The following is a 24234-nucleotide window of genomic DNA, read 5'->3' on the forward strand; positions in this document are numbered from 1 at the left end:
CACATATTTCTCCTAGCCTAACATACATACATTTATCCCACAAATCCGAATTTGATAATTCGAATAGTCCTTTCTTTACTCATTTCGCCTCTAGTGCTATTAAATAATTGACAAAAGCAGAACAAACCACCAGCATATACTTCGCTTCTTCGAACGTAGAATTCTTTCCTCCTACATTTTTTGCATGTCGAATTCCACTTGCATCACTGGTATATCCATATAATGAGCTGTATGCCGCTTTTAATGCCGGATGTATTTTAATTCCTTTATCTTCTAATTTTTTCAACATGCTTCCAAGCGTGGCCTCTTTTCCTCCCGTTGAAGTTAATATTTCACAAATAGCCTCGACTGCGCTTATACTTTCTTTTATTGAATTTTCATAATCCGGATTTTCTCTATCTGCTAACAAAGTATTTGCCTTAACAATATGTTCTCGCACTGGCTGATACTTATTTTCTAGCGCTTCTCGTATCGCTGATACCTCATGTTTATCACTAATAGGCACTATTTTTTCGTCTATAAATCTATAACCTATGTATTCTCTTTCAAAAATCGAATTTACATAATCAAATAAAGAGTTATCTGTATATCCAACATACTCATTATAATAACTAGGATTGCTGCCTTTCAAATAATCATCCCAATATTGAACAATAGCTTCTGTTAATGTTAGCACATCATCATATTCATCATTTAACATCGTATTGTTAATCAATTTAAAAATTTCAGTATCCTTATATATTTTCTGTGAATTAACCGGTTCTGCGTATATTTCACCAAGAACAAATTTGAAAAAATTTTGTGTATTTCTTCCGCTATAACCGTACTTTAACTCCCCGCTATATATGTCCCCATATAATTCACTGATCAAGTTTTGCAATTGTATTCTTGTCCTTTGATCAAATTTTTTTAATTGAATCTCTACGCTTTCTGGTTTAATTCCATTTCTATCAGAAAATCCCCCACGTTTACTCACTCTAGGCAATTTGGTCCCCTCCTATTTCAATAATTTCTCCAGCTCATCCATCTCTTTCCCGATCTCCTGCTCCAATTGACGGATGTCTGCCCTGATCGGCTCAGCTGTGTTCGGTCTTGGTAAAGATCAGGATCGCCGTAGATACTCCTGATTTCAAAACAGATTTTAATTTCTTTTCATCACTTGACAACAAATGTATTTTTACGTAGTATAAATATTAAGAAATGGGTTTTCACCGTACAGTCTTATGACTCAAGCGGGCTGCTCGTTTCTTTTTTTATTTCTAAAAAATGTTTTACGTTTCTCGTCATCAGCGTCCTTCTTTCCCTTTATAAATTCAATAACCTCTCCAACTCATCCATCTCTTTCCCAATCTCCCATTCCAGCTGGCGGATATTTGCCATGATTTCCGATGTCGGCGGATACTCCACCGGGATGTATTCTACTTCTTTGTATTTGTTAATGCTGAGATCATACCCGTTCTCCACAATCTCTTTTTTCGGAACCAGGAAAGATTTGTCCGTGCGTTTTCTGTCCACTTCCTGATCGAGATGTTTAAATCGCTCTATGATATCCGGAATATCATTTTCCGCAATTGGTGACCGTTTGTCATCCAGGCTGAGGCCATCGGCGGTCATGTCGTAGAACCAGACCTGATCGGTTCCGCCATGTTCGGTTTTGGTGAAGATCAGGATCGCCGTTGATACTCCCGCGTAAGGCTTAAATACACCGGACGGCATGGAAACAACTGCTTCCAGTCTCTGGTTTTCTACGATTTCTTTTCGAATTGCCTTGTGCGCCGTAGACGACCCAAATAAAACTCCATCTGGTACAATGCAGGCACAGCGACCGCCGATTTTCAGCATCCGCAGAAATAATGCCAGGAATAACAGTTCTGTTTTTTTCGTCTTGCACACTTTCAGCAAATCACCGGATACGGACTCTGCGTCAAGGCTTCCTTTAAATGGAGGGTTTGCCAGAATAAGCGTATATTTATCTTTGTCGCCATTCTGATCAGATAAACTGTCTCTATACTCAATGAATGGATTGTCAATTCCATGTGTCATCATATTCATCGCGCCGATACGAAGCATCGTTCGATCCATATCGTATCCATGGAACATATGATTCATGTAGTGATCTTTTTTCTGTTTATCAAAAAAGATTTCTTCTTTTTTTGTTTCTTTTAAATACTCTCCTGCTGCAACCAGAAAACCAGAAGTTCCGCAGGCCGGATCGCAGATCATTTCACTGCTGGATGGATCCATCATTTCCACCATCATACGAATAATGTGGCGAGGTGTTCTAAACTGACCGTTACGGCCGGACTGAGCAATTTTCGAAAGAAGATATTCATACACATCTCCCCGTACATCGGTTGCCTGAATTTCGCTCATCATTTTATAAATTTCGTCCAACGAGTCTACCACCTTCGACAGTACCAGCGGTGTCGGCAGTTTAAAGATTGCGTCATCCATATATTTGGAATACGCACTGTTTTTGTCACTATGCAATGTCTTAATGAATGGAAATACCCATTCCTGCATCACAGAATACATCCGATCAGCAGGAAAGTCGTGAAATACCGACCATTTCAGCTGCGATCCGTCAATCGTTCTTTCTCCTATTTTTACTTCTTCCACGAAAATACTCTGATACGGCAGGCCAAGCATGGCACTCTCTTTGGCACGAATATTATCTGAGTCGTCCAGATCATGGATAAACATCAGATAGGTGATCTGTTCAATGACTTCCAGCGGATTTACAAGGCCTCCCGCCGCAAAAATATCCCACAATGCATCAATTTTATTTTTTAATTCACCAGTAATCATCTCTTCAACTTCTCCCTTTTGTTAATTATTATTCCATGTATATTTCGTATATCGCCCGCCGCCGATTTTCAGGATTTCACCAGACGATAGCAAATCAGCAAGTGCCCTCTGAACCGTTACCTGGCTGATGTCCGGACACATTTTTAATATTTCCATTTTGGTAATCTGCCCCGGTGTTGTACGAATGATTTCTTTTACACGATCCGGCTTTGACATTCCAGATGTTGTCAGCAGATTCACTCTGGAAGAAAAATCTCGGTATGCCGCAATCATAATGCTGAGCATGTATTTCACAAATGGCTCATAATCATTTTCGTTTTCATGCCATTGTTCGGAGCTCTGCCGCAGGCACTCATAATATTCTTCTTTTGTCGTTTCGATTAATTTCTCGATACTGATATATTTTCCTACAATATAGCCTGCCCGATAGTATAAAAGTAAAGTAAGCAGACGGCTCATTCTTCCATTTCCGTCATGCAATACCACATTGGGACTCACAAAGAAATCTATAATTGATTTCCACTTTTTGAGTACGTTCTTTGCCGGTTCCCTCTGCTTGATACACATATATACTGTCAATCAGTTCAACCAGCATAGAACGGTTTAACTCTGTTACGTTTTCATACTTGCGTATGGTTTCTAAAAATTGGTTTGTATTTTTCGTCTTGTAGTCCTCGGCTTCGATTTTCTCTTTTAATGCCTTACGCCTTTCTTCAAGTTCTCTCTGCTCATTTTCATAAGTTACAGACATTTTTTCAAAACGTCCATCAGAAATCTTTCCTGCTACATTCTGCTCAAACAGCTTCATTATGATACTGTCAATTTCAGCAATACGCTTTTCTGCCAGTTCCAATTCCTGTTTAAACTGCTTGATTTTCTTACCGCCGCCGGATTCACTCAACACCCTCATTTCTTCAATGAACTGGTCGCCTAATGTTTCCATATTCTTGATATGCTTTTGAATGTCGTCCATGACAATCTTCACTAATGCGTCATAGGAAATTGCATGAGTTGTGCAGAGGTTGCTGTTTCTGGCATATGTCCTGCAACGAAATCTCGGCTCTCTCCCGTTTGGATTGGAGAACGCCATATTGCGTCCACAGTCCGGGCATTTTACAAGCCCCACAAACATATTTGGTCGTCCAGTCTTATTTGGTCTTTTCTTTACACTGATGAATTTCTGTACCAGTTCAAAGGTTTCTTCATCAATGATAGTTTCATGGGTGTTTTTTACAACAATCCAATCTTCCTTAGGAACCGCTACCAGTTTTCTGTTCTTGAATGATTTTGTCTGTGTCTTGTGCGATACCATATGACCGAGATACACTTGATTTTCCAAAATCATCTTAACATTTTTTCCAACCCAGTCGGTAGGGAATCGGAACCCTGTGCTTGTTTCCAGCGTGCCATTCTTCATTGCTCTGTAGGCTCTCGGAATCAAAATCTTTTCTTCACACAATGTTCTTGCTATCTGATGAACACTGTTTCCCTGTTTCGACATTTCAAAAATACGCTTGACGATAGGCGCTGTTTCCGGGTCTATCAGTAGTTTACGCTTATTGTTCGGGTCAACCCTATAACCATACGGAGCGAATGAACCGCAGAACCCGCCACTTAAAGCAGTTGTTTTCTTGACGCTTCGGATTTTCTTTGAGGTATCACGTGCATAATACTCATTCATAATAGATTTGAATGGCATCATCTCGTTATCCTCATATCTTGTGTCAACATCATCATTCAGTGCGATAAAGAGAATGTCATTGTTCGGGAAGATTTCTTCCACGTAATACATGAACATGGCATTGTTGCGACCGAACCTTGACATATCCTTTACCATGATTCCACTAGGCTGTGTATCTTCCATAGCGTCCTCAATCATGCGGTTTAAATCCGGTCTGTTGAATGTTGTGCCGGAATAGCCATCATCTACATACTCGTCAATGATTTCAAATCCTTTTTCCTTTGAATAATATCGGAGCATTTGCAACTGGTTTGTGATACTGTTGCTTTCTTTATCAGCGTCACCATCATCTTTGGATAAACGTGCATATAATCTAACTCTTAATCTTGCTTGCTGTTTCGTCATTTTTACTCCTTTCCAACAGCAAACAAACAACTTATATCCTGTTAATATTATACCACGCTACTTAATTATTTTCAGCCGCTTATTACACTGTTCTCAATTTAATATCCATTGTTTTCCTGCTCGATTTCCTTTTGAATCAGCCTTTTAATCAAATGCTGCAAATCCACTGTACCGGAGAACACTGACGTTACATAAAAGGTCGTATTTCCTATTTTTATTGTATTGGACTGTACTGTTTTTCCTATAATCCCACCTCATTTCTTCCAACAAAAAAACACCATTTCTGGTGTCTTTCTGCTAATCTACACTGATTACTTTGCGTTCATACTTCTTTTCCTGCAAATCAATCTCCGCATAAACCATGTATTTGTCATTAAGTTCCGTCTGTCCAGTCTGAATACAGGTTGTCTGATGAATCTGGTTTATCCACTTTCCTTTCTCTGTGTCAGGACTTTCATGTATATGTCCGTGCAGAGAAAGAAGTGGATGTTTTTCTTTCAGAAATTCGTAAATATCAACAGAGCCTATATCCAAATCTTGATAGCGCAACTGTCCTAATCTCAATCCCGCAGGCGGCATGTGCATAACGTAAACCGCTTTTTGTCTATCGTCCGGCAATGGAAGTTTCTTCAGCACATCACACATATGCGGTAATTCTGTTCTGGAATATTCCAGCCAGTTGTAAATCCTGTCATAATCAACAGCATTAGAGATTCCGGCTACAGGACTTAACTGACGCTGCGGAATATAATGTGTTTCTGTAACAACCCTGTCTTTACAACCGAACGGATGGTCTAAAATATAGTTCATGCCGATAAATTCATATCCATTGACAGAAAATTTCCTACCAGCTATATTGCAGACATTTTCAAATCTGTCGCAAAGATTGTCAAACATTTCATCTGTTGCCAGTAAATCATCATTTCCAAGCATGGCAAGGTATGTGATGTCCTGCTTTTTCAGTTCCTCAAAATATTCATCAAGGAATCCATTGATAAAAAACGATTGCTCACTGTGGCGGTCACATTGTTTTGGTAACATATCCCCGCCATTTACAATGACTTTGATTTCCTTTTCAATGGCTACGTCCAGAATCTTTCTGTACTTCTTTTTATCTCCGTGTAAATCTGTAACATACAATATCTTCATATCACTTTCTACCCCTTTTAATACAACATTTCTTCCTAATCATAGTTAAAAGTATACCATATCAGAGATAGATTATCAGCAGCTTATATCTGACATACAGACTGCAAAATTTTTGCCTTATGCACCTCCTTTACTGTGTGTTTCCGAAGCAGTCAGATGGCTTTGGAAGCTCCACTGGACTTTCACCATTCTCATTCCTATGAGCAGAACCGCACCATGCGAGTGTATCATTATTCAGATATACAGGTCATGGCAGAACGACCATTCCACAAGTCGCTCTCGGATCATTGCATGAATCGCTCGCTTTTTTAGGTCATGGCGTACAATTTCCGCTGGCTCGCTGCATATCAAACGTATCTGACTGCTTTATTCAGTTGTCAAAGAACTACCGACTGTATTTGCCAGTCTATGAAAATCCACTACCTAGATAATGGACTTTCATAGATTGACAAGCGGAGCAGAGGAAAGGGGAAAATGCTCCGCCCGTCTGAATGATTAGATTACGACTATCTCAAAGTTTGCAATCATATCCATGACTGCTGCCTGTATTCTGCCTTTTAATTCAGAATCCACTACCATGTAGACGTTACCGTATTCGTCATACAATTTGCGTAAGCTCAACTTTGATATGTACCCGTCATAGAAATCCAAGATTTCCTGTATTGCAGTTTCATCACCATTCGTAGCCGCCACAATCACAGCAAACGGTATATGTTTTTGGTCTTTGTCCATGCTTATTCCTCCTCCATCATTTTTCGTAATTCTTCCAGAGTGCTTGTCCTGTGACGGTAAACAGTAGTGCGTACCACGTTCATAAGCTCTCCGATTTCTGCGTCAGACATATCCATAAAGTATGACAACAAAATGATATTGCGTTTTCTCTCTGGCAAACATTTGAGTGCTTTGCTTAACTGGTCGTCAGATACTTGTACTTCCATGCCAAGAACATTGAACGCTGTATAATCGCTGGAATACTTGTCATAAACGCCTGCTTTGTTCAATTCCAAATCTGAAATTTCAGAAAACGGAACTTCATGTTTCAAGCGTCTTGAAATATCACGGTTATACTTCATTGCTGCTCTTTTAATGACTTTCTTTGTAAGGCAATCAAACTGTGCTTGAATAGCCTGCTGGAAAGAAGATGACTTCATGCCGATTCACCTCCTTTCTGCGTGAGAGTAGATGAGGTTGTTTTCCCTCTATCCCCCTTTCCGCACAGTAGCTACCCACGCAGCAACTATTTGTTGCGTTTTCAGAAAAGATTTTGAAAAAAATTTTTAAGCAGCAAAAAAGCACAAGGACATAAAAGAAATGCTGTTCTTGTGCTTTTAAAATTGTTCCTGCTATGTAATGTAAAAAACCACATTCAAGAGTATATTGTGCCGCTTTGAAAGCTAAGATTTTTTTGACAATAACAGATATGTTGAAGATTGTCGATTATACAGGTCTTTCAATGCGGCTACCTCCCAGAGCCGCCAAACAAAACCAATATGCTATTTTTCATTGTTGGAAAAAGAAAAAGGCGGCTTTCCAAACCGCCATTTAAGTAAAGATATTTTTTGACACGCAAAAATGGTACTGTTAATAACGGTTTTTTTTATTTACCGCAGGGCAGTACCTTTTTGCTTTTATACGCATAATAGGAACTATCAAACCATGCTATACGTTTTTCTGTACCTGTTAGAAAATCAACAGGAACTGTAGAATATAGTGAGGTGATTACATATGCGTAAAAAGGAAGATAAGTACGATTTTAGAGCCTTTGGTCTTGCCATCAAAGAAGCTCGTATGAAACAGGGTTTAACCCGTGAACAAGTGGGAACAATGATTGAGATTGACCCACGTTATCTAACAAATATTGAAAATAAAGGGCAGCACCCAAGTTTACAGGTATTCTATGACCTTGTATCATTACTCAATATTTCCGTTGATGAATTTTTCCTGCCTGTGTCTGATCTGGATAAAAGTACCAGAAGACGACAGTTGGAAAAGCAACTTGACAACCTTTCCGATAAGGATTTAGTTATCATGGAAAGTGTTGCTGACGGAATCATCAAGTCTAAGGAAGTGGAGGGAAATTAACCCTCCATTTTTATATTCTTCTTAAATGAGTGTGTACCAGTTAAAATAGCTGTAATACAAGCGATTATATGGCTAATCAAAACTGCAATCCATATACCATTTAAACCAAGTCCGATATATGAAAAAACATAAGCTAAAGGTATGCGAACAACTAAATAATAGAAAATCATCAAAATCATACTCTTTGTAGGTTTTCCCATTCCATTCAAGCAGCCTAAATAACAATTTGTTACGGTATTTAATACATATCCAATACTAATAATAATGAAATATTCTTCTACAATCTGTGCTACAGGGTCGCTTGAAACAAATAAGCCTGCTAATTGTTTTGAAAAAATAATAATCAGAATTGAAAGTATAAATAAAACCGTAATCCCATATTTCAAGGATAATTTTAAATAGTCTTTTGCTCTGTCAACTCTTTTTGCACCAATACATTGTCCAACAATGGAAGTCAAAACCATATTAAATGCCATTGCAGGATAAAATAATATTGTTTCTAATTTTCCTGTAATGCCATATGCTGCAATGGCAGAAATACTATAAGTGCTGACAAGCGAAGTTAAAAAAGTGGTACTAATTGCCGGAATACTTTGCTGAATTACAGATGGTACAGCACTTTTTATTAGTGGGATAATTTCTTTTTTATCAAAATCCGCAAATGAAATTTTAAAAACATTTCGTTTCTTAATATAAATAATCATAAAAATTAAACACATTGATTGTGAGAGTAATGTCGCAATCGCAGCTCCATGAAATCCTATTTTAAGAATGAAAATAGGGTCTAAAACGATATTTAAAATTGTCGATATAAGCATAGCAATCACTTGAAATATTGTATTTCCAAAACTACGAAGAACCGCTGTAAAATATAAGTAAAGATATACAGCTATGTAACCTAAAATGTAAATTGATAAATAATCTCTTGCCATGTTCATTGTTTCCGCTGGCGTATTTAATGCTGCTAATATAACAGGCAAAAACAATTCCAAAATAAAAGTAATGAACAAAGAAAAAATTACTGCAATACAAAAGGACGTAGAAATCACTTTCTTTTTCTTTTGTTCGTTTCTAGCTCCTATTGCCTGCGAGAGCAAAATAGAAATTCCATTTGTTGCTCCCATCGCAACAGAAGTCAAAAGTAGTACGATAGGTGTAGAATTAGTTAATGCAGCATACGCTAATTCTCCGAGTAAATTTCCAATCCAAAGACTGTCAACCAAGTTATAAGCCATATTTAAAAACATGGCTACAATCATAGGTAGTGTCATTGCCAGCAAACATTTTTTTGTATTTCCGTTTATAAAATCTAGTTTTGTGTTCATATAATTCTCCTTACTGAATGAATTTCATTCATTTATTATTTAAAAATTTTCCCTGCCCGTAAAAGCAGGGGAAAGATTATAGCTTGAATAAGTCAAATAAAATTGCTTTTATCTTTCTGTTTTTTTCTTCTGGTGTTAAATTATCATCTGTCAAAATTCCAAGCTGACCGTATACACAAAAATTAGCATATGATTCTACATCAGAAATATTAAGTTCTCCTGTTACATTTGCTTTTTTTATCAGCTTTACAACGACAGGTACTAACTTTTTGCATATACTTAAAGAGAGCAAGTCGTGAAAAGTTTTATTTTTTTCATCATGGAATGTATCATAATATGTATCATTTGTGCTTTCTGATAATACTTCCATATGATTTAAAATATCCTTTATGGAATCCTGTTCGATATTGATGTTTGTTTTTAATTTATCGACTAATATATTTGCATACTCATTGACTGCTGTTTGAAAAAGAATATCTTTTGATGGAAAATAGCGGTAACATAGTCCTTGTGCCACTCCGATTTCTTTTGCAATATCAGATATGGACGTTTTTTCATATCCTTTTTCAGCAAACAATTTCATAGCGGTTTCTAATATTTCTTGCTTTCTTGCTTCTGGTTCTTTGGAAATACGCATACAATAACCTCCTTTTCTATAGAGTAGCATTTACAAAATAAAGTGTCAATGACTGATATTCACTCAATCTATTTAGTCGCAAATGACATACAAGAAGTAATTCCGATACGCTCCCAATTAACATTATGAAATTTCCTTAATAAAAGGTGAATCATTTCTTTTTTTGAATATATCTTTACATCACCCTCCTTGCTGTGCTTCATATACATGTTCATTAGTTGTCGTGCAAATAATGGTTGCCAGCAATCACCAATAATAATTATGCCACTGTCTTTTAAAACACGGTATGCTTCATCTAATACTTTTTCTGGTGCTGGATAATGATGAAAAGAATCATTACAAATGACAATATCAAATGTATTATTCTTAAAGGGTAAATCTTCTGTATCACCTATTACAAAATGAGCATTGTTAATCTTTTTTTTATTAGCCATATCAATCATTTTATCAGATATATCTATACCTGTTAAATCTTTTGAATGATATATTTGTTGTATTTGATAAAGAAGTTCTCCTGTACCGCACCCTAAATCTAAAATAGAAGAAAAATGTCTACCTTTTAGCATATTTAATATGTAAGGATAAAGGGTTCTGGCGTGTTGACCTTTTATATCCTTATCATAAGTAAGTGCTTGTTGGTTAAAAGCTATTTTTGACATTTCTTTTGTATTGTCCATAAATATAAGCCTCCTTTCAGTTTTGTATTATACAAGCTATTGAAACGAAAGTCAATGAATAATATTCATTCATTTATATGAAAAGACTTGCACTTCATTCATATATACGAAATGCAAGTCTTTCATCATACTATTTTACAATCTTCCAGTTACTATCTTTTTCCAGCGTCAAATCAAACTGTGAAATCTGTGTTGCCTTTGTCCTTTGGTCGAGATATTTTACCGATACAGACACTTTTACTTGTTCACCGTCCTGTGTGAAGATTGGATTTACCAGCTCCGAGAACACATACTCACAGTTTACAGGTTCCAGCACATTCCCCGATACATAGTAGGCAAGTTCTTTTTCTGTTGCGGTAGGATAGAGCTTAAAGAATGTTTCCAAGAACTCTGTCACTTCCTCCATAGTGGCAGCGTCCACCGTTCCGTCTGATTCCTTGACTTTTGGTTCATAGCTGGATTTTGTCGGTATGCTGCTGATGGTCGGATTCTGCGTGATAACCATGTTTCCGTCACCATCTACATGAACCACCACCATATAAGCGGAAGTGTAACCGATAGAAGTTTCGCCCTCCGTTACCGTCTGATCTACCGAGTAGACAACGGTAAAGTCGTCCGTTCCAGCCGCTTCAACCTCCCAAATCTTAACGTCCGTCACCGTAGAGCTTGTGGGTATATCCTGTCGTACCGTATCAACATTCAAATCCTGCAAGCTCTTTGTCAGATATTGGTTGATGGCTGCGGTTCGTTTCTCAATGGATTCCTGCGTATTGCTCCAAGAATAGTAGGACTTCGCAAAGGCTTTTACAAAGTTCTCTATCTTGTTGGTATCAACGATACGTTGCTCAATGACTTCTTTCTCATGTACCGTGTTCATATCAATGGCGGTGAAATTCTTATACACCCCAAAGCTGACGCTTGCAATCAGCACCAGCCATAAGGCAATCACGGTTTTCTTGTGTGTGCCGACTTTCATCACAGGCACTTTTTTCTCTTTCTTTGGTTTCGATTCCTTATCCTTTTTCTTAAATAGCATAGCACCATTCCTTTCTAATTGGTTTTCACCCGTCCGGCACCAATCAAGTGTTGCTGCCAGTACGAGCTTGTTAAATCTGCATATCCGATAGGGTCGCCAGCATGATACATTCTGTTGTTTCCAGCATAGATTCCTACATGAGTGACGTATGTTCCAGCGTTATAGGTTGAGTGGAAGAATACCAAATCACCAGCTTTTGCCTGTAACAGCGGTATGTGCTGCGTAGCGTCATACTGTGCCTGTGCGGTACGGGGTAAGCTGATACCAGCCTTTCCGTAGCACCACTGAACCAATCCCGAACAGTCAAAAGAAGTGTTGGGATTGCTGCCGCCATACACATACTTCCAGCCTTGATACTTCAACGCTTCATTGAAGATTGCCTGTGCGGTAGCGTCACTGAAACTAGGCACAGCCAAATACTGGCTGACTAATTTTACATAGAACATATTCCCGTACTTGTAACGCCAGCCGCCATTTTCTTTTATGGAAATGTCATTCTTATAGGTGACTTTGACACCGCCGGATTTACCCTTTGCGAAGCTGACCGCCAGCTCAAAGGTGTACTTCTTTCCGTGTTTTGCTACATAATCAATGAAGCCGCCACCATAGTTATAGGACTGTACCACTGTGTTGATGTCACAGTCTTTTGCTTCTGCGGATTTCAAAAGCTCCGAGAAGTATTTACACCCCTGTTTGATGGAATCCTCCACGGATAGGGAGTTAAGCGGTAATCCTAAAGATTCACTGGCTTGCATAACGTCTGTCGTGCCAGTGCCGCCGGATTCCACCTGCATAATCGCAAGCAGATAGTTCACATAGTCAGAGATTCTGTATTCCTTTGCATACTTTTCTACCGTAGACTGATGTTTCAATACTTCCGCTGATAGGTTCAGTCCAGAAAAATCAAGACTGGAAGAACCACTTTCTTCATCATCTGAGGTCACGATAAACAGAAACAGAAGCAGACAGATAATCACTGTGAAAATCCCACCGAACACAGCAAAATGCCTTAACTTCATTTCTTGCCGCCTTTCTTACTTGTAGATTTCTTCATTGTTGATTGATTTGTGGTCTTTTTCTGAACCGTCTTTGTCTGCTTCTGACGTTGTACCGTTTGCCTTGAAATATCTGTGGTAGCTTGTGAATGTTTATTTACTGCTGATGAAGCCTGTTTATCTGCCGGACGGGATTCTCTGACAACCTGTGTTCTTACATTCTCCTGTGATTTTGTCACAGGCTCCTTACTCTTGCTTGATTGCGGCTGCTCCTTTGTCACTGTGACAGGACGCTCTTTGACATTCTGCTCCGGCTTTAAAGCTGCCGCCTGTGAATCCGATTTTACAGGAACAGGCGTTGTGGCTGGTCGCTCATGCAACGGGGCAGCTCTCTTTGTCGCTGATCCGTTGCTTTGTCGCTCCTTATCCACAATCGGACGCTGCGGATTCTTTTTGTCTGACTGCGGCTGTTTCGATACCGATTTTTTATCCACAATTCCACGCTTTGAGGTAGACTGTGATTCCTGTGTATTGCTTTGTGAACTATGTACGATCTGTGAGGAATCCGTCTGACTTTTCTTATCCGGCAATGCAAGCGGCTTCTGTGATTTGGAATCCGGCAGAGCTGGCGGCTTGCTGTTACCTCCACTGGAAGAAGCAGAAGTATTGTGATTTGCTCTGGTATGCGTATTACCTGTCTGTTTGGTATTGTCTGCCTTTTTTGTAGAAGCAGAAGCCGCCGCAGCACCAGCTACACCACCAGCAGCACCAGCCGCCATTGTCCTACCGATTTTACGCTCCAAGCGTCTTGCCCTGCGGTTGAGGAACATATACGGGTGTCGCATGATTCGTCTGCTGACTTGCTGTGTATCGGAGGATTGCAGGCTGAACATTGCCATCAAGTCACCTAATTTAAAATAGATTCCGGCAAAGGTGACTATCTGTAGAAATGCCACCATGAAAAACGGATAGCCGGAGGAAATGGAATAAAACATAGTCGAGATACTAAAGGCTGTGGTAATAATCAGTGTGATTCCGGCTCTCATCATAATGGTATTGAACAGCTTCGTAAGAGCCTTTTTTGCCATGCCCTCATAAGTCGGTATCATGGAGAGGATAAAACTAATCGGCAGGAACATGGCGTAAATGATGAATAGCACCTGCGAGAAAATCATCATGCCGGTAAGCAGAAAGACAAATGCCGAGATACCAATATTGAAGATAAACAGGAACACTACCATACCTAAACGGGTCATGGTCTTTGTGACGCTCAAATAGTCATTGTCCTTATCCTCGATTTCCTCAATCACAACGTCCTCTCTGTCGTCCGTGTCTGGACTTTCCGATAACAGGCTTTCCACACGGTCAGAACCGAGCGTTTCTATATCCGATTCCCCGTACTGTAAAAGCAGCCACGGTTGTTTCACCTGTATGGAAAACAGGCTGTCTCTTATTAAATCTACGCTGTCTTTTCCTTTGCTGTTGGAATCGGGCAGCACGATTTTTGTACCGAGCGATAATGCCGAGCTGCTTATATCTGCGGAAAAGTCATTGATTTTGCTGATATAGTTTGGGGCATAGGCAATAAAGGACGCTGACAGAATAAATACCACAAGAAAGTTGATAACCGCATGAATGGCTTTTGTGGTTTCTCTTTTTAACAGTCCTGTGTATGCCACATAGATTCCCATTACCAGAATGAGGATAAGCAGGAATCCTACATAAAATCCCTCACTGGAAAAGCCATTGGAAGTCACACCAGCTAATGTCTGAATGTTCTTTCCGATAGAGCTTGCAGTATCAGAGATAAAGTCCAGCTTATAGGCTTCCTGTACTACATAGTCTGTCGCATTGGAGATATAAAGGCTCACCGTCCAGACAAAATTTGTGATAGCGTACAAGCCATACTGAATACTTTTCCCAATTCCATCAAGCCAGTTCCACGGTAGCCAATCCCAACTTGAATCCACATAGAAATCAAGCTGATAATTCTCTAGGGGATATTTAGAGTAGGCGTTGCTGTCGCTCACCGTATTATCCACCAGTCCAGCCGCATAAGTCACCGTTCCTGTGATGGATAAAATCATCAGCACGCCGAGAATCACACACAGAGCGATACCGAAGAATCGTAGGATTTTTCGTTTTCTCATAGGCTTCACCTCGTTTCTTCTGTCTGTACTGGCGGTCTGGTATCAAAGGCATGGAACAGGTCAGAGAATACAGGGTGAATCTGGATAACGCCCACACGCCCATACAAATCTTGAAACAGGCATTGTCCGTTTTCCAAATCCCTAAGTCGTTTCTGGTTGCCCTCGTCCTCCTTATCCACACCAAAAAATTCAAGGGTATTTTTGATTTCTTTTATATCTGTGCTACGAAAGGCAAACTTCAAGCCGATATTGTTCTTCATCTTTTCGTCGTCCACATCACCAGAGTTTTGTGTCACAAAGTACACAGCGGCATTCATGGAACGACCAGCACGAATCAGCTTGTTAGAGAGTGCTTTTCCCTGTGCTACTTGCAAGAACGTCCACGCTTCGTCCAAATCCACCATCTTGAAAATGCTCCTATCCGAATGGATAAAATCTAAGGCAAAGGTACTGATAACGATAAGCATTGCCACGGAAAGCAGCTCCATTGTGGTATATTCTTCAAATTTTGTGTCCTTGTCTGGCAATACAAGGTCAGCCACCTGTATGATGTTAAGCTGTCGGTCTAAACTGATGGATTGTTCCACATCACCGTCCGAGAATAACAGGTGTGCAAAATCATAGTCCGTCATGCTCTCAATATGGTCTGCGATATTCTCTGCCACGAGTGAACCATCTTTGCGGAGTTCATCAATGACACGGAGCAGTCCTCTTTTTTTGCTCTGGGTAACAGAACGGATTGCACGCCTTAATACAGGGAACTTCTCACCGTCACGGGAAGAAATACCTGTAAGGAATGTTAAAATATCAATCGCAAGGCTTTCAGCGTCTTTTGTACGCTTCATAATCACATAAGGGTCAAGAAGTCCTTTGTTCTTATTCTCGCTGGTAAGGTTGACGATTTTGATTTCATGTGCAATGTCGGGTAGTGTTTCCTGCCAGTTGCCACGCTCTGATTTAGGGTCTATAATGACCGCTTTTCCTCCAAACAGCACCGCATAATAGATGATAAGGTTGTTACAGAAAGACTTCCCACCACCGAGCGAACCGAGAAAAGCAGCCGCAAGAGCATTTGTCACAGAACCTTTTACGCCCTGTGCTGCAAGGCTAGGTTTTAGATAGACGTTCTTTCCTGTATCAAGGTTATAGCCGATATAGATACCATCCGTTTCCCCAAGCTGCTGTGTCGCACCGAAGCCAAGTCCGGCGAGAAAGTCCGGAGTGACGTATTGGATATAATCATTGATATATCTTTTGCTGGATGGGATAAACTCACCATGCAACCCCAACATATCACCGAATGGGCGAACCAGCTTGACGTTCAAATCATCATAGAAATCTTTGACTTCATCACAGCGGCGTTTCAATTCTTCCAGAGTGTCAGCCGCCACACGGATAACGTAGGATAATTTATACATGGATTCTTTGGACTGGTCTAAATTTGTTTCCAGTTCATTCACCGAATCCAGAGCGTCCATGACGTTACTTCCCGTTTCGTTGTTGGATTCCCAAGCATGATTATCCAAGTCTTTCAGCTCTTTCTTTTTGTTCCTAACAGTCGTCAGAGCCTTTTTGTTGGTGACGATTTCAACATTCATAGAAGTGGAAACGGGGAACGTGAATTGCTGTTGCTGATAATAAAATATCTCGCTTGACGGAAAATCCAGCTCACCCACGATATTGTTAATCGTGAAGTAGGCAACAAAAGTTGTCTGATCTTCACGCTCAATCTTTAGGTATCGCTGGTTTTCTTCAATCATGCAGCGTGTCGGACGGATAAGGTCATATCGTTTCACCAGTGTTTCACGCTTTGACTTTTTTATCGGGAGGTCATAACTGTAATCACTGTAGGCAACGCCGGTATTCCCGTAGATATGTTCCAAGAGGTAGCCGAAGTCGTTCTTATCTAGTCTGCGGAACTGAAAGCGGCGTGAGATTTTGCTTTCCAAGAGTTTTTCCATCTTTAGGAAACGGTTGATTTCATCATTACTCATGGAAACGAAGTCACCCATCAGCTTGTGATTGACTTCATAGATAAAATCCGCAAAGGTCATAGCTGCTGATTTTCGCATACCCTTGAAGCTGATTTCTTCCTCATTTACCAGCAGCTTGAAGCCAAGAAAAAAGCGGTAGTCAATCTGATTTTCACCAATCATCTCAACCAACGCTTCTGTCTGTTCATCTACCTTTTTACAGGCAATCTCTTTTAATCTGCCTGTGATTCCCTTTTTGGAACGCTCCTGTACTGCACGCAGGCTGTCCTCTGTGGCAATCTGTAGGGCATGGATTTTTCCGTCACGGTTCTGGGCGATAAGCTGACGGAAGTTGTCATGCACCATGTATTTTTCTTCTGGTGACAGGAACGAATAATTGTAAGGTGTCAGCTCATAGTAGGCAAAGCACTCACCGTCATGGTTGAACACCAGATTGTTTTCTATGTACTTAATCGGGAACATACATCACACTCCTAACTGCGGTCACGCTTGTATTGAATTTCTGATTTTTCAGTTTGATAGCTTTTCCTGCATAGGTCACTTTTGGTCGGAGGAAAAAGCTCACACAGGATTTTAGGAATCCAAAAGGCTTTTTTCCGTCAAAGGTCTTTTGCGATACAAACCAAGTGAACGCCACAGGGATTCCAAAGTATTTGAGAAATGCACCGTCAATCATGTTAAAGGGCGGTAGCTCCCCAAAGAGAATCACCACAAACAGCGACACCACGAACCAAGCCATCTGACTGAATGTGAGCGGGAACGGGAGTTGAAAGTCGTTGATTGCATAAATGACTTTTTCCACGCTCCATATGCTTGTATAGCTTTTGATTTTCTTCAATTTTCACAGCTCCTTTCTGTTCTAAAATGGAAACAGCAGCCTATGTTTCAAGGCTGATGCAAAAAAATAACCAGTGTCATTTCACTGGCAGATAAAAAATATTCAGTTGTAATTGTTAATACGGACATTCAAACACGCCATGATTGGTGACGACAAAACGCCCCTCTAAATCAAGGTCACGCCCGTAGGCTTCATAGTCTATGTAACTGCGGATTCTGTCTGGTATCTCACCCAGACTTTGACATTCATCTATGAAGTAATAGGCAACGTCTGTCATATCGTCACAATCGGGATAATGGATAATATCGTCTGCATGTTCGCACAAATCTTCCAAGCTGCTGTAATAGCCTAGCAGTTCCGATAATTCGTCCTGTATGTCCTCTGGTAAGTCCTCCACCATTTCACACAGGCGGTTGACTTCCTCAATGGGTGTGTACTCGTCAATCTCAAAGGGTAGTTCATAATCATGGATTGCGTATTCTTCGTATCTGTCATTCAAGCCGATACGTTCTGCCATCTCGTCATAATCAACGGGCGGCGTAAACCACGCACCCACAAGCTCACCCTCGTTGTATTTCCCAAGATTGGCGATATAGATTCGCATTTCTTCGATACCACATCACCCCTTTACTGATAGCGGAATACGCCGCTTGTGGTAAATAAGTATCTGTCGTCCATTTCCAGCTCACTACCATAGGAGTGATAGTCGATATGTTTCAACAGTTCGTGAGGAATCTCACCAAAAACATATTCTTCACGGATAAGGTATTCTGCCAGAGCTGCACCGTCACCCACATCATAGTAGCGTATCTCGTCCTTGTGGTCGATAAATTCCTCGAAGCTGGAAAACCATTTCTGCTGAATGGCTTTCATTTCATTGCCGATAGGCGTACCCTCCAATTCCAGCACCATGCGGCAGTTGGCGTTGATTTCCCAAAGTGGCATATCACTGTGTAAGTCAAAGGGCAGCTCATAGTCTGCAATCTCAATCTGTTCTTCATGTTCCACGCCGATTTTTTCTCGGACTTCCTCAAAGTCCACAGGGCAGTTGAACCAAGCACCGGAATATTCTTCGTCACCCTCACGATACGGTTTTGTATTGTTTAACAGGTAGATTCGCATTTCCTGCATGGTCTGTCACTTCCTTTCATCATATCCAGTATTCCCATTATAACAGCATAATCTACACCGAATACATAATGAGAAAACTTTTCTAACTGTTCTTTTGGATAATCAAGTGGTGAGTGCTGCTTGATGATTTCCCACACCATACGTTTGCGGTAGGGAAGGTCGGAAATATTTTCACAGCCGACACGCTCTTTCATATCCTCAAATATATCTGTTTTCATGTTGTCCTCCAATCTTAAAATTTGCATAGAAAAAGCAGCTAACTCAAAAGAATTAACTGCTCTTTGTCTATGATAATTTGATTCCTATTTGTTTCAAAATTAAAGTAAGTTCTTTTCGCTTTTCTGGGTCTGGTGTTCTGACTAAAGTATATCCTTCTTGCTGTATTTTTCTTAATATATCAAATGTAATATCTGCTCTAGCATTTAATTTATATAGAGTATCATCCGACATAGGTACTTTACGAAGATACCACCAGAAAGGTAAATCCAATTTACTTTTAGCATATTTTATAGTGTTGACAAAGTATGTGTCCTCATTATAGTAATTAAAATGTGGTTTGTCCTCTAAAAGATGTTTTTCCATATTTTCATAGAAATCATCTAAATGATTGTCAACTAAAATCTTTTCAAGTATTTGAGGAGGAATTTCACTCAAATACTCTGTTATCATACCAGTATTCAAAATATTTAAAGGCGTATAATAATATTTCTTTTTAGCGGAAAGAACAATGCTCAATACTACACTTTGATTATCAAATGCGTCAAAATATACATTGACATTAACATTGTGATATTGATAGTAAAATTTTAAGCAAGTAGCCTTTGTTTTTTTAGGAATACTGTTATAAATATCTACTAAATAGGCTTTTGTACTTTCTTTCACACAAAACACTCCTTTCAAATTCTGCTTAAATTATACTACTTTTACACAATAAATACAATTTACGCCCCGATAATCTTATTGAATAACTGCAACAGTACGTCTTTTACGCCAGAAGCATTGAATACCAAGCCGACAGCGATTAAGGCAATCACCAAGAATCCAATCAGTTTAGAAAACTCACGCTTGAATCCGAGATATACGCCGATAACCGCAATCGCCATGAGTACCAAACTCTGTGCGTTAGATAAAAACCAGTTGTATAAGTTCTGTCCGAAATTCATTATTTTCTGCTCCTTTCCATCATTTCAATTTCTCTTTCTGCAGCTGCTCCAAGTGAGAACAGGAATAAATCAAATAAGATAATCTCATAATGTTTCTACCTCCTTATGCTTTCACCATATCGTCAGCCGATAAGATATAGTTTGTGAATCCTCTTGTACCGATTTTGTAACCCTCTGCGGTGATTTTGGGATTGATAAGTTTTACTTTTTCCTCTGATTCAAAATTCTTCTCACCAGCAGAAGCAGGCAGCACCACGATAATATCATCTGCCCTCTGTACGTCCGAATAAAGGTTGAAGCTGCGGGAAACAACCGTCATACGTCCGTTAATCCTACGCTGTTCCACCTTATTCTCACCTGCAAACTCTAAGTTCCCGAATGTCTTTTCCATGTTTGGGATAACGTGTTTTAATTCCATAAATTGTTTACCTCTTTTCTTTTTGATTTTGATTGATTTGTTATATAGTGTCATTCTGCTATCGGGATAATATCTGTCTGCCTGTGAATTATCAAGGGCAAGCGTTGTGCTGAAAGCACCCTTGACAATCCCCATTCAGAAAGATAAATCGTAATCAAGCAGAAGTTAGATATAATGTCAGCCACAGACTGACGTTTCCATCATAGGCGGTGAACGGGTTGTTGCTTTCATAAGCTGTTACCTCCCGTATCAGTCAGATTTCTTTACTCTGCGGAATCTCTTATATCCGGCAAAGATAAGACCAGCAGCAGAAATTCCCATCATAGCGAATAATGCGACAAATGGCGTATTATCACCTGTTTTTGGTGAATCGCTTGTCTTTGTTGGTGTGCTAGGTTCTTCTGGTGTCGTAGGGGATTCTGGCTTCTCTTTGATAGTTACAGTCTGCCCCTCGTCCTTGATGTCCTTATGTTCAGCTACTTTGATAGGATTGTCTGGATTGGTTACGTCATATAATTCTTCAAAGGTCACAAGCTCTTTGCCGCCAAGCTCCGAAGCATTGAATATAAATTCAATCTGAACCTCCATTTTAGAATCCTCGGCAGTAAAGGTAAGGTCATTTTCTACACGCTTGCCATTCACTAGAAGTTCTGCATTTTCAGACTTCACCATTTCCCAACCTTTAAGAGTGTATTTCACGCCTTTTTCCAAGCCGTCTAAAGTGACCGTATCAACGATAGTTACTTTGTCGTCTGCTTCAATCGTCTTTTCACCTGTTGCCTTATCGGTAGCGGTTGTGTGCATAGTGATGATACGTTCCGTAATCGTCACTGTTTGCCCTTCGTCCTCAATGTCCTTGTGTTTTGCCACCTTTGTAGGCTCATCTGGATTGGATAAATCGTATAATTCCTCGAATGTTACTAGGTCTTTTCCTGCAAGCTCACTGGCATTGAATGTAAAGGCAATCTGGACTTCCATGCTAGAATCTTTTGCAGTAAAGGTATAGTCACTTTCTACAGGTTTACCGTCAATCAAAAGCTGTGCGTTTTCAGACTTCACCATCTGCCAGCCTTTGAGTTGATAGGTTGTACCTTTTTCCAAACCATCTAAAGTGACCGTATCAATGACAGTTACCTCTTTACCAGCAACAATCATCTTTTTACCTGTGGCTTTGTCGGCAGCGTTGGTATGAATTTCAATCACTCGTTCTTCGATAGTCACGGTCTGCCCCTCATCCTCAATGTCCTTGTGTTCTGCCACTTTGATAGGCTCGTCTGGATTGGATAAGTTGTACAATTCCTCGAATGTCACAAGGTCTTTTCCTCCAAGAGCAGAAGCATTGAACGTATAGGAAACCTCAACTTCCATTTCTGATTTTTTCGCAGTGAATGTGTAATTACTTTCCACAGGTTGACCGTCAATCAAAAGCTGTGCGTTTTCAGATTTCACCATTTGCCAGCCTTTCAACTGATATTTTGTGCCTTTTGTCAAACCATCTAAAGTCACAGTATCAACGATAGTCACGTTCTTTCCAGCAACGATTGATTTTTCACCTGTCACCTTATCTGTGGCAGTCGTATGGATAGTGATTTCTGGCTCGTATTCATCTGTAAGCGTACCTAAATCCACGACTACTTTATTTCTTGATACCACTACATCAAACGCCGGAATCAGCGTCATTCCCTTGTTGGAATCGCAGCGTAATTCTTCGATTGTGTAAGTATCGTAAAGCAATGCACCTTTGCTGTCGTCTGGTGTGGAAGTACCGAACCAGATACCGTCCTCGCTGGTCTTTCCGGCGTTGGTATTCTGTTTATGAGATACCCAATCAGAAGAAGTAGAGAACTGACCGTTTGCGTCCGTCACAATGATATGGCTCTCACCAGTCGTCTTGCTTGTGATCCTAAAGGGAACATTCGCAAGTCGCTTGTGAGTGCTAGCACCGATTTTTACACCCTCAATATCTCCACGCTTAATCTGGTTGTAGATGGAATGTGCTTCATCTGTTAAATCCACGATTTTTCCATCTTCTGTGATTTCAAATTCAATCGGTTTTGCACCGTCCGTCAAATATCCCTCTGGGGCGTTGCTTTCCTCAATACGGTATTTTCCGTATGGTAATGTATCGGCGGCAGTTGTAGCGATACCGTCAACGCCAGTATGGATTGTTTTGACGACTTCATTCTTGTTGTATAACTTGCCATCTACCAAGACAGCGTTATCATTTAAGGAAATGATTTCAAAGGCAGTATCTTTCAAAGTCGCACCGCCTTGTGCTTTTGTATCTTTGGTTTCAAGGTCACGTTTCTGGATTTTGACACCGCCACGGATAACCTTGTCTAATACGGAATACTGGTTGCTGCCGCTTAACGCTGCAAGCTCACCATCTTCTGTAATCTGTGCCACATAGACACCTTTTATCTGTTCAGAACTTCCGGCAGCCTGCATATAAGCACCCTCCAATAAGTAACCGTTTGGAGCTGTCTTTTCTTCTACAGTGATAGTACCAAGCGGCAAGCAGATAGTACCATTCTGTGTATAGAAGCTGTCACCCAATACCTTGTAGGAATCGGCTAATCTTGTGATGTAATGGACTTCATTGTTGCTGTCTTTTTCAGCGATTGTCTTTGTCGTCCATGTGCGTGTTGGTTCTGATGGAAGATTGTCTTTTGTATAGTAACCGTCATAATACTTCCAGACGAACTCCGCACCCTCTAAAGAAGCGTTACCCTGTGGCGTAGCTTTGGAAATTTCCATATCAATCTTGAAAAGCTCAACCAAAGTGTCAGTGACTTTTGGTTTGTCGCTGACTTTTAAAGTCGTAGTTTCATTAACCTTGACCGTCATAGTATAGACGTTCTTATCTAACTGGAATCCCTTTGGAGCTTTCGTTTCTTTCACATAGTATGTCGCAGCTCTTAATTCCACAGTGTCCGTATTACCATTGGCATTTGTCGTAAGTGTGGCAACAGATTTCGTGCAGCCTTTATCAGAATAGACACCATAAGTCGCACCAGAGAGAGAATAGCAGTCATTCCCGTTTGTGACTGTGGTATTACTGGAAGATTTCTGAATCTTGCCATTGCCGACAGCCAGCTCTGCGAAGAACTGTCCTAAATCCTGCCCCTCACCAGTGTAGATATAACCGTAACAGTCATAGCGTCCTTTATTTTCTCTTACAAAGGCTTTCGCTCCGGCGAATACTTCATCTTGCACGGATTTTGAGATTTCATCATAGGAAGCTCGTACATTGTCACAGCTCCACCCAAGATGGACGCTCAATCTCTGCCAGACTACAAGCTGTCTTAAAAGGTAGGCGTGCTGGCTGCTCAATCCTGTATGGCTTTTCGTATACTGTTTGACGTATTCAAGAGATAAAGCAACGTCCTCTATCTGGTAGGCAGTCATGCGTGTACTTGCGTCACTTCTGGTCTTATATCCATTCTTAAAGCCTGTGTTGATGTCGATACAATAAGCGTCCTCGCCCTCAACGGTCATATGCCCCTCATTAAATGTAGAGCCGATAGAACCATCATTCATTACTTTCTCAACAATGCCGACACGTTCCTCCGATTCTGTCCAGTATTGTGTTTCCGCAGCATGGACAGCAGTTGTGGGTAGAGCAGTAAAGACGGTTGCGAGAGTAAGAACACCTGTAAGCAATCGTTTCAATATCTTATTCATTTTTTGATTCTCCTTTCATTTGGGTAAAAAAATAGACGCTCATTTCTGAACGTCTGGAAAT

The 24234-nt window shown here is 40.2% G+C and carries 23 protein-coding genes; 1 reads left to right on the top strand and 22 read right to left on the bottom strand.

What is annotated here, in order from left to right:
* Positions 1–79: 79 nt before the first annotated feature.
* The 7 genes from DWX00_RS16095 to DWX00_RS16130 all read right to left on the bottom strand — a co-directional run bounded on the left by DWX00_RS16095 (position 80) and on the right by DWX00_RS16130 (position 7194).
* Complete coding sequence (locus tag DWX00_RS16095) at positions 80–976, bottom strand: AbiJ-NTD4 domain-containing protein (RefSeq protein ID WP_243038041.1); 897 nt, start codon at positions 974–976, stop codon at positions 80–82.
* Between the two features lie 329 nt (positions 977–1305).
* On the bottom strand, positions 1306–2808 hold the full coding sequence (locus tag DWX00_RS16100; protein WP_118595748.1) for a class I SAM-dependent DNA methyltransferase: 1503 nt from the start codon (positions 2806–2808) through the stop codon (positions 1306–1308).
* Between the two features lie 21 nt (positions 2809–2829).
* Positions 2830–3267, bottom strand: coding sequence for a hypothetical protein (locus DWX00_RS16105; RefSeq protein WP_118595749.1), 438 nt, complete (start codon positions 3265–3267; stop codon positions 2830–2832).
* Between the two features lie 13 nt (positions 3268–3280).
* Entirely contained in the window at positions 3281–4894 is a 1614-nt protein-coding gene (locus tag DWX00_RS16110; RefSeq protein ID WP_118595750.1) for a recombinase family protein, read from the bottom strand.
* A 297-nt stretch (positions 4895–5191) separates the two neighbouring features.
* A complete protein-coding gene (locus DWX00_RS16115; protein ID WP_118595751.1) occupies positions 5192–6043 on the bottom strand; it encodes a metallophosphoesterase family protein in 852 nt (283 codons plus the stop codon).
* Positions 6044–6538: 495 nt separating this feature from the next.
* The gene (locus DWX00_RS16125; protein ID WP_005335589.1) at positions 6539–6775 is read right to left on the bottom strand and encodes a helix-turn-helix domain-containing protein; all 237 of its coding nucleotides are present in this window, start codon (positions 6773–6775) and stop codon (positions 6539–6541) included.
* A gap of 2 nt (positions 6776–6777) precedes the next feature.
* Positions 6778–7194, bottom strand: a complete 417-nt coding sequence (locus DWX00_RS16130; RefSeq protein ID WP_005335591.1) for a sigma-70 family RNA polymerase sigma factor — start codon at positions 7192–7194, stop codon at positions 6778–6780.
* A gap of 574 nt (positions 7195–7768) precedes the next feature.
* Between DWX00_RS16130 and DWX00_RS16135 the strand changes: the two genes are divergently transcribed.
* Positions 7769–8125, top strand: coding sequence for a helix-turn-helix domain-containing protein (locus DWX00_RS16135; RefSeq protein ID WP_032091080.1), 357 nt, complete (start codon positions 7769–7771; stop codon positions 8123–8125).
* Here the strand turns inward: DWX00_RS16135 and DWX00_RS16140 are convergent.
* From DWX00_RS16140 to DWX00_RS16210, 15 genes are all read right to left on the bottom strand, one after another.
* Positions 8122–9450: an MATE family efflux transporter gene (locus DWX00_RS16140; RefSeq protein WP_032091081.1), complete on the bottom strand. Its 1329-nt coding sequence runs from the start codon at positions 9448–9450 to the stop codon at positions 8122–8124. The two genes, DWX00_RS16135 and DWX00_RS16140, sit on opposite strands and share 4 nt — an antisense overlap.
* Positions 9451–9526: 76 nt before the next feature.
* Positions 9527–10087 carry a TetR/AcrR family transcriptional regulator gene (locus tag DWX00_RS16145; protein WP_032091082.1) on the bottom strand — a complete coding sequence of 187 codons (561 nt, stop codon included), beginning with the start codon at positions 10085–10087 and terminating at the stop codon, positions 9527–9529.
* A 68-nt stretch (positions 10088–10155) separates the two neighbouring features.
* The gene (locus DWX00_RS16150; protein WP_118011478.1) at positions 10156–10764 is read right to left on the bottom strand and encodes a class I SAM-dependent methyltransferase; all 609 of its coding nucleotides are present in this window, start codon (positions 10762–10764) and stop codon (positions 10156–10158) included.
* A 130-nt stretch (positions 10765–10894) separates the two neighbouring features.
* On the bottom strand, positions 10895–11800 hold the full coding sequence (locus DWX00_RS16155) for a conjugal transfer protein (RefSeq protein ID WP_118595752.1): 906 nt from the start codon (positions 11798–11800) through the stop codon (positions 10895–10897).
* 14 nt (positions 11801–11814) lie between these two features.
* Complete coding sequence (locus tag DWX00_RS16160; RefSeq protein WP_118595753.1) at positions 11815–12819, bottom strand: bifunctional lytic transglycosylase/C40 family peptidase; 1005 nt, start codon at positions 12817–12819, stop codon at positions 11815–11817.
* Complete coding sequence (locus DWX00_RS16165) at positions 12816–14945, bottom strand: CD3337/EF1877 family mobilome membrane protein (RefSeq protein WP_118595754.1); 2130 nt, start codon at positions 14943–14945, stop codon at positions 12816–12818. The genes DWX00_RS16160 and DWX00_RS16165 overlap by 4 nt, the downstream gene beginning before the upstream one ends.
* Before the next feature lie 5 nt (positions 14946–14950).
* Positions 14951–17401, bottom strand: coding sequence for an ATP-binding protein (locus tag DWX00_RS16170; protein WP_118595755.1), 2451 nt, complete (start codon positions 17399–17401; stop codon positions 14951–14953).
* Complete coding sequence (locus DWX00_RS16175; RefSeq protein WP_021865983.1) at positions 17388–17777, bottom strand: conjugal transfer protein; 390 nt, start codon at positions 17775–17777, stop codon at positions 17388–17390. Before DWX00_RS16175 ends, DWX00_RS16170 begins: the two co-directional genes overlap by 14 nt.
* Before the next feature lie 115 nt (positions 17778–17892).
* On the bottom strand, positions 17893–18381 hold the full coding sequence (locus DWX00_RS16180) for an antirestriction protein ArdA (RefSeq protein ID WP_005335611.1): 489 nt from the start codon (positions 18379–18381) through the stop codon (positions 17893–17895).
* Positions 18382–18404: 23 nt separating this feature from the next.
* Positions 18405–18899: an antirestriction protein ArdA gene (locus DWX00_RS16185; protein ID WP_005335613.1), complete on the bottom strand. Its 495-nt coding sequence runs from the start codon at positions 18897–18899 to the stop codon at positions 18405–18407.
* On the bottom strand, positions 18881–19126 hold the full coding sequence (locus tag DWX00_RS16190; protein WP_015530244.1) for a hypothetical protein: 246 nt from the start codon (positions 19124–19126) through the stop codon (positions 18881–18883). The genes DWX00_RS16185 and DWX00_RS16190 overlap by 19 nt, the downstream gene beginning before the upstream one ends.
* Before the next feature lie 67 nt (positions 19127–19193).
* A complete protein-coding gene (locus DWX00_RS16195; protein WP_005335616.1) occupies positions 19194–19790 on the bottom strand; it encodes a hypothetical protein in 597 nt (198 codons plus the stop codon).
* Positions 19791–19849: 59 nt separating this feature from the next.
* Positions 19850–20071 (bottom strand): hypothetical protein, encoded by a 222-nt coding sequence (locus DWX00_RS16200; protein WP_008393067.1) that lies wholly within the window; start codon positions 20069–20071, stop codon positions 19850–19852.
* A 103-nt stretch (positions 20072–20174) separates the two neighbouring features.
* On the bottom strand, positions 20175–20489 hold the full coding sequence (locus DWX00_RS16205) for a YdcP family protein (RefSeq protein ID WP_005363246.1): 315 nt from the start codon (positions 20487–20489) through the stop codon (positions 20175–20177).
* A 249-nt stretch (positions 20490–20738) separates the two neighbouring features.
* On the bottom strand, positions 20739–24173 hold the full coding sequence (locus DWX00_RS16210; protein ID WP_118595756.1) for a VaFE repeat-containing surface-anchored protein: 3435 nt from the start codon (positions 24171–24173) through the stop codon (positions 20739–20741).
* Positions 24174–24234 lie beyond the last annotated feature (61 nt).

Source organism: Blautia sp. AF17-9LB, from assembly GCF_003479185.1.
Taxonomy (GTDB): domain Bacteria; phylum Bacillota; class Clostridia; order Lachnospirales; family Lachnospiraceae; genus Fusicatenibacter; species Fusicatenibacter saccharivorans.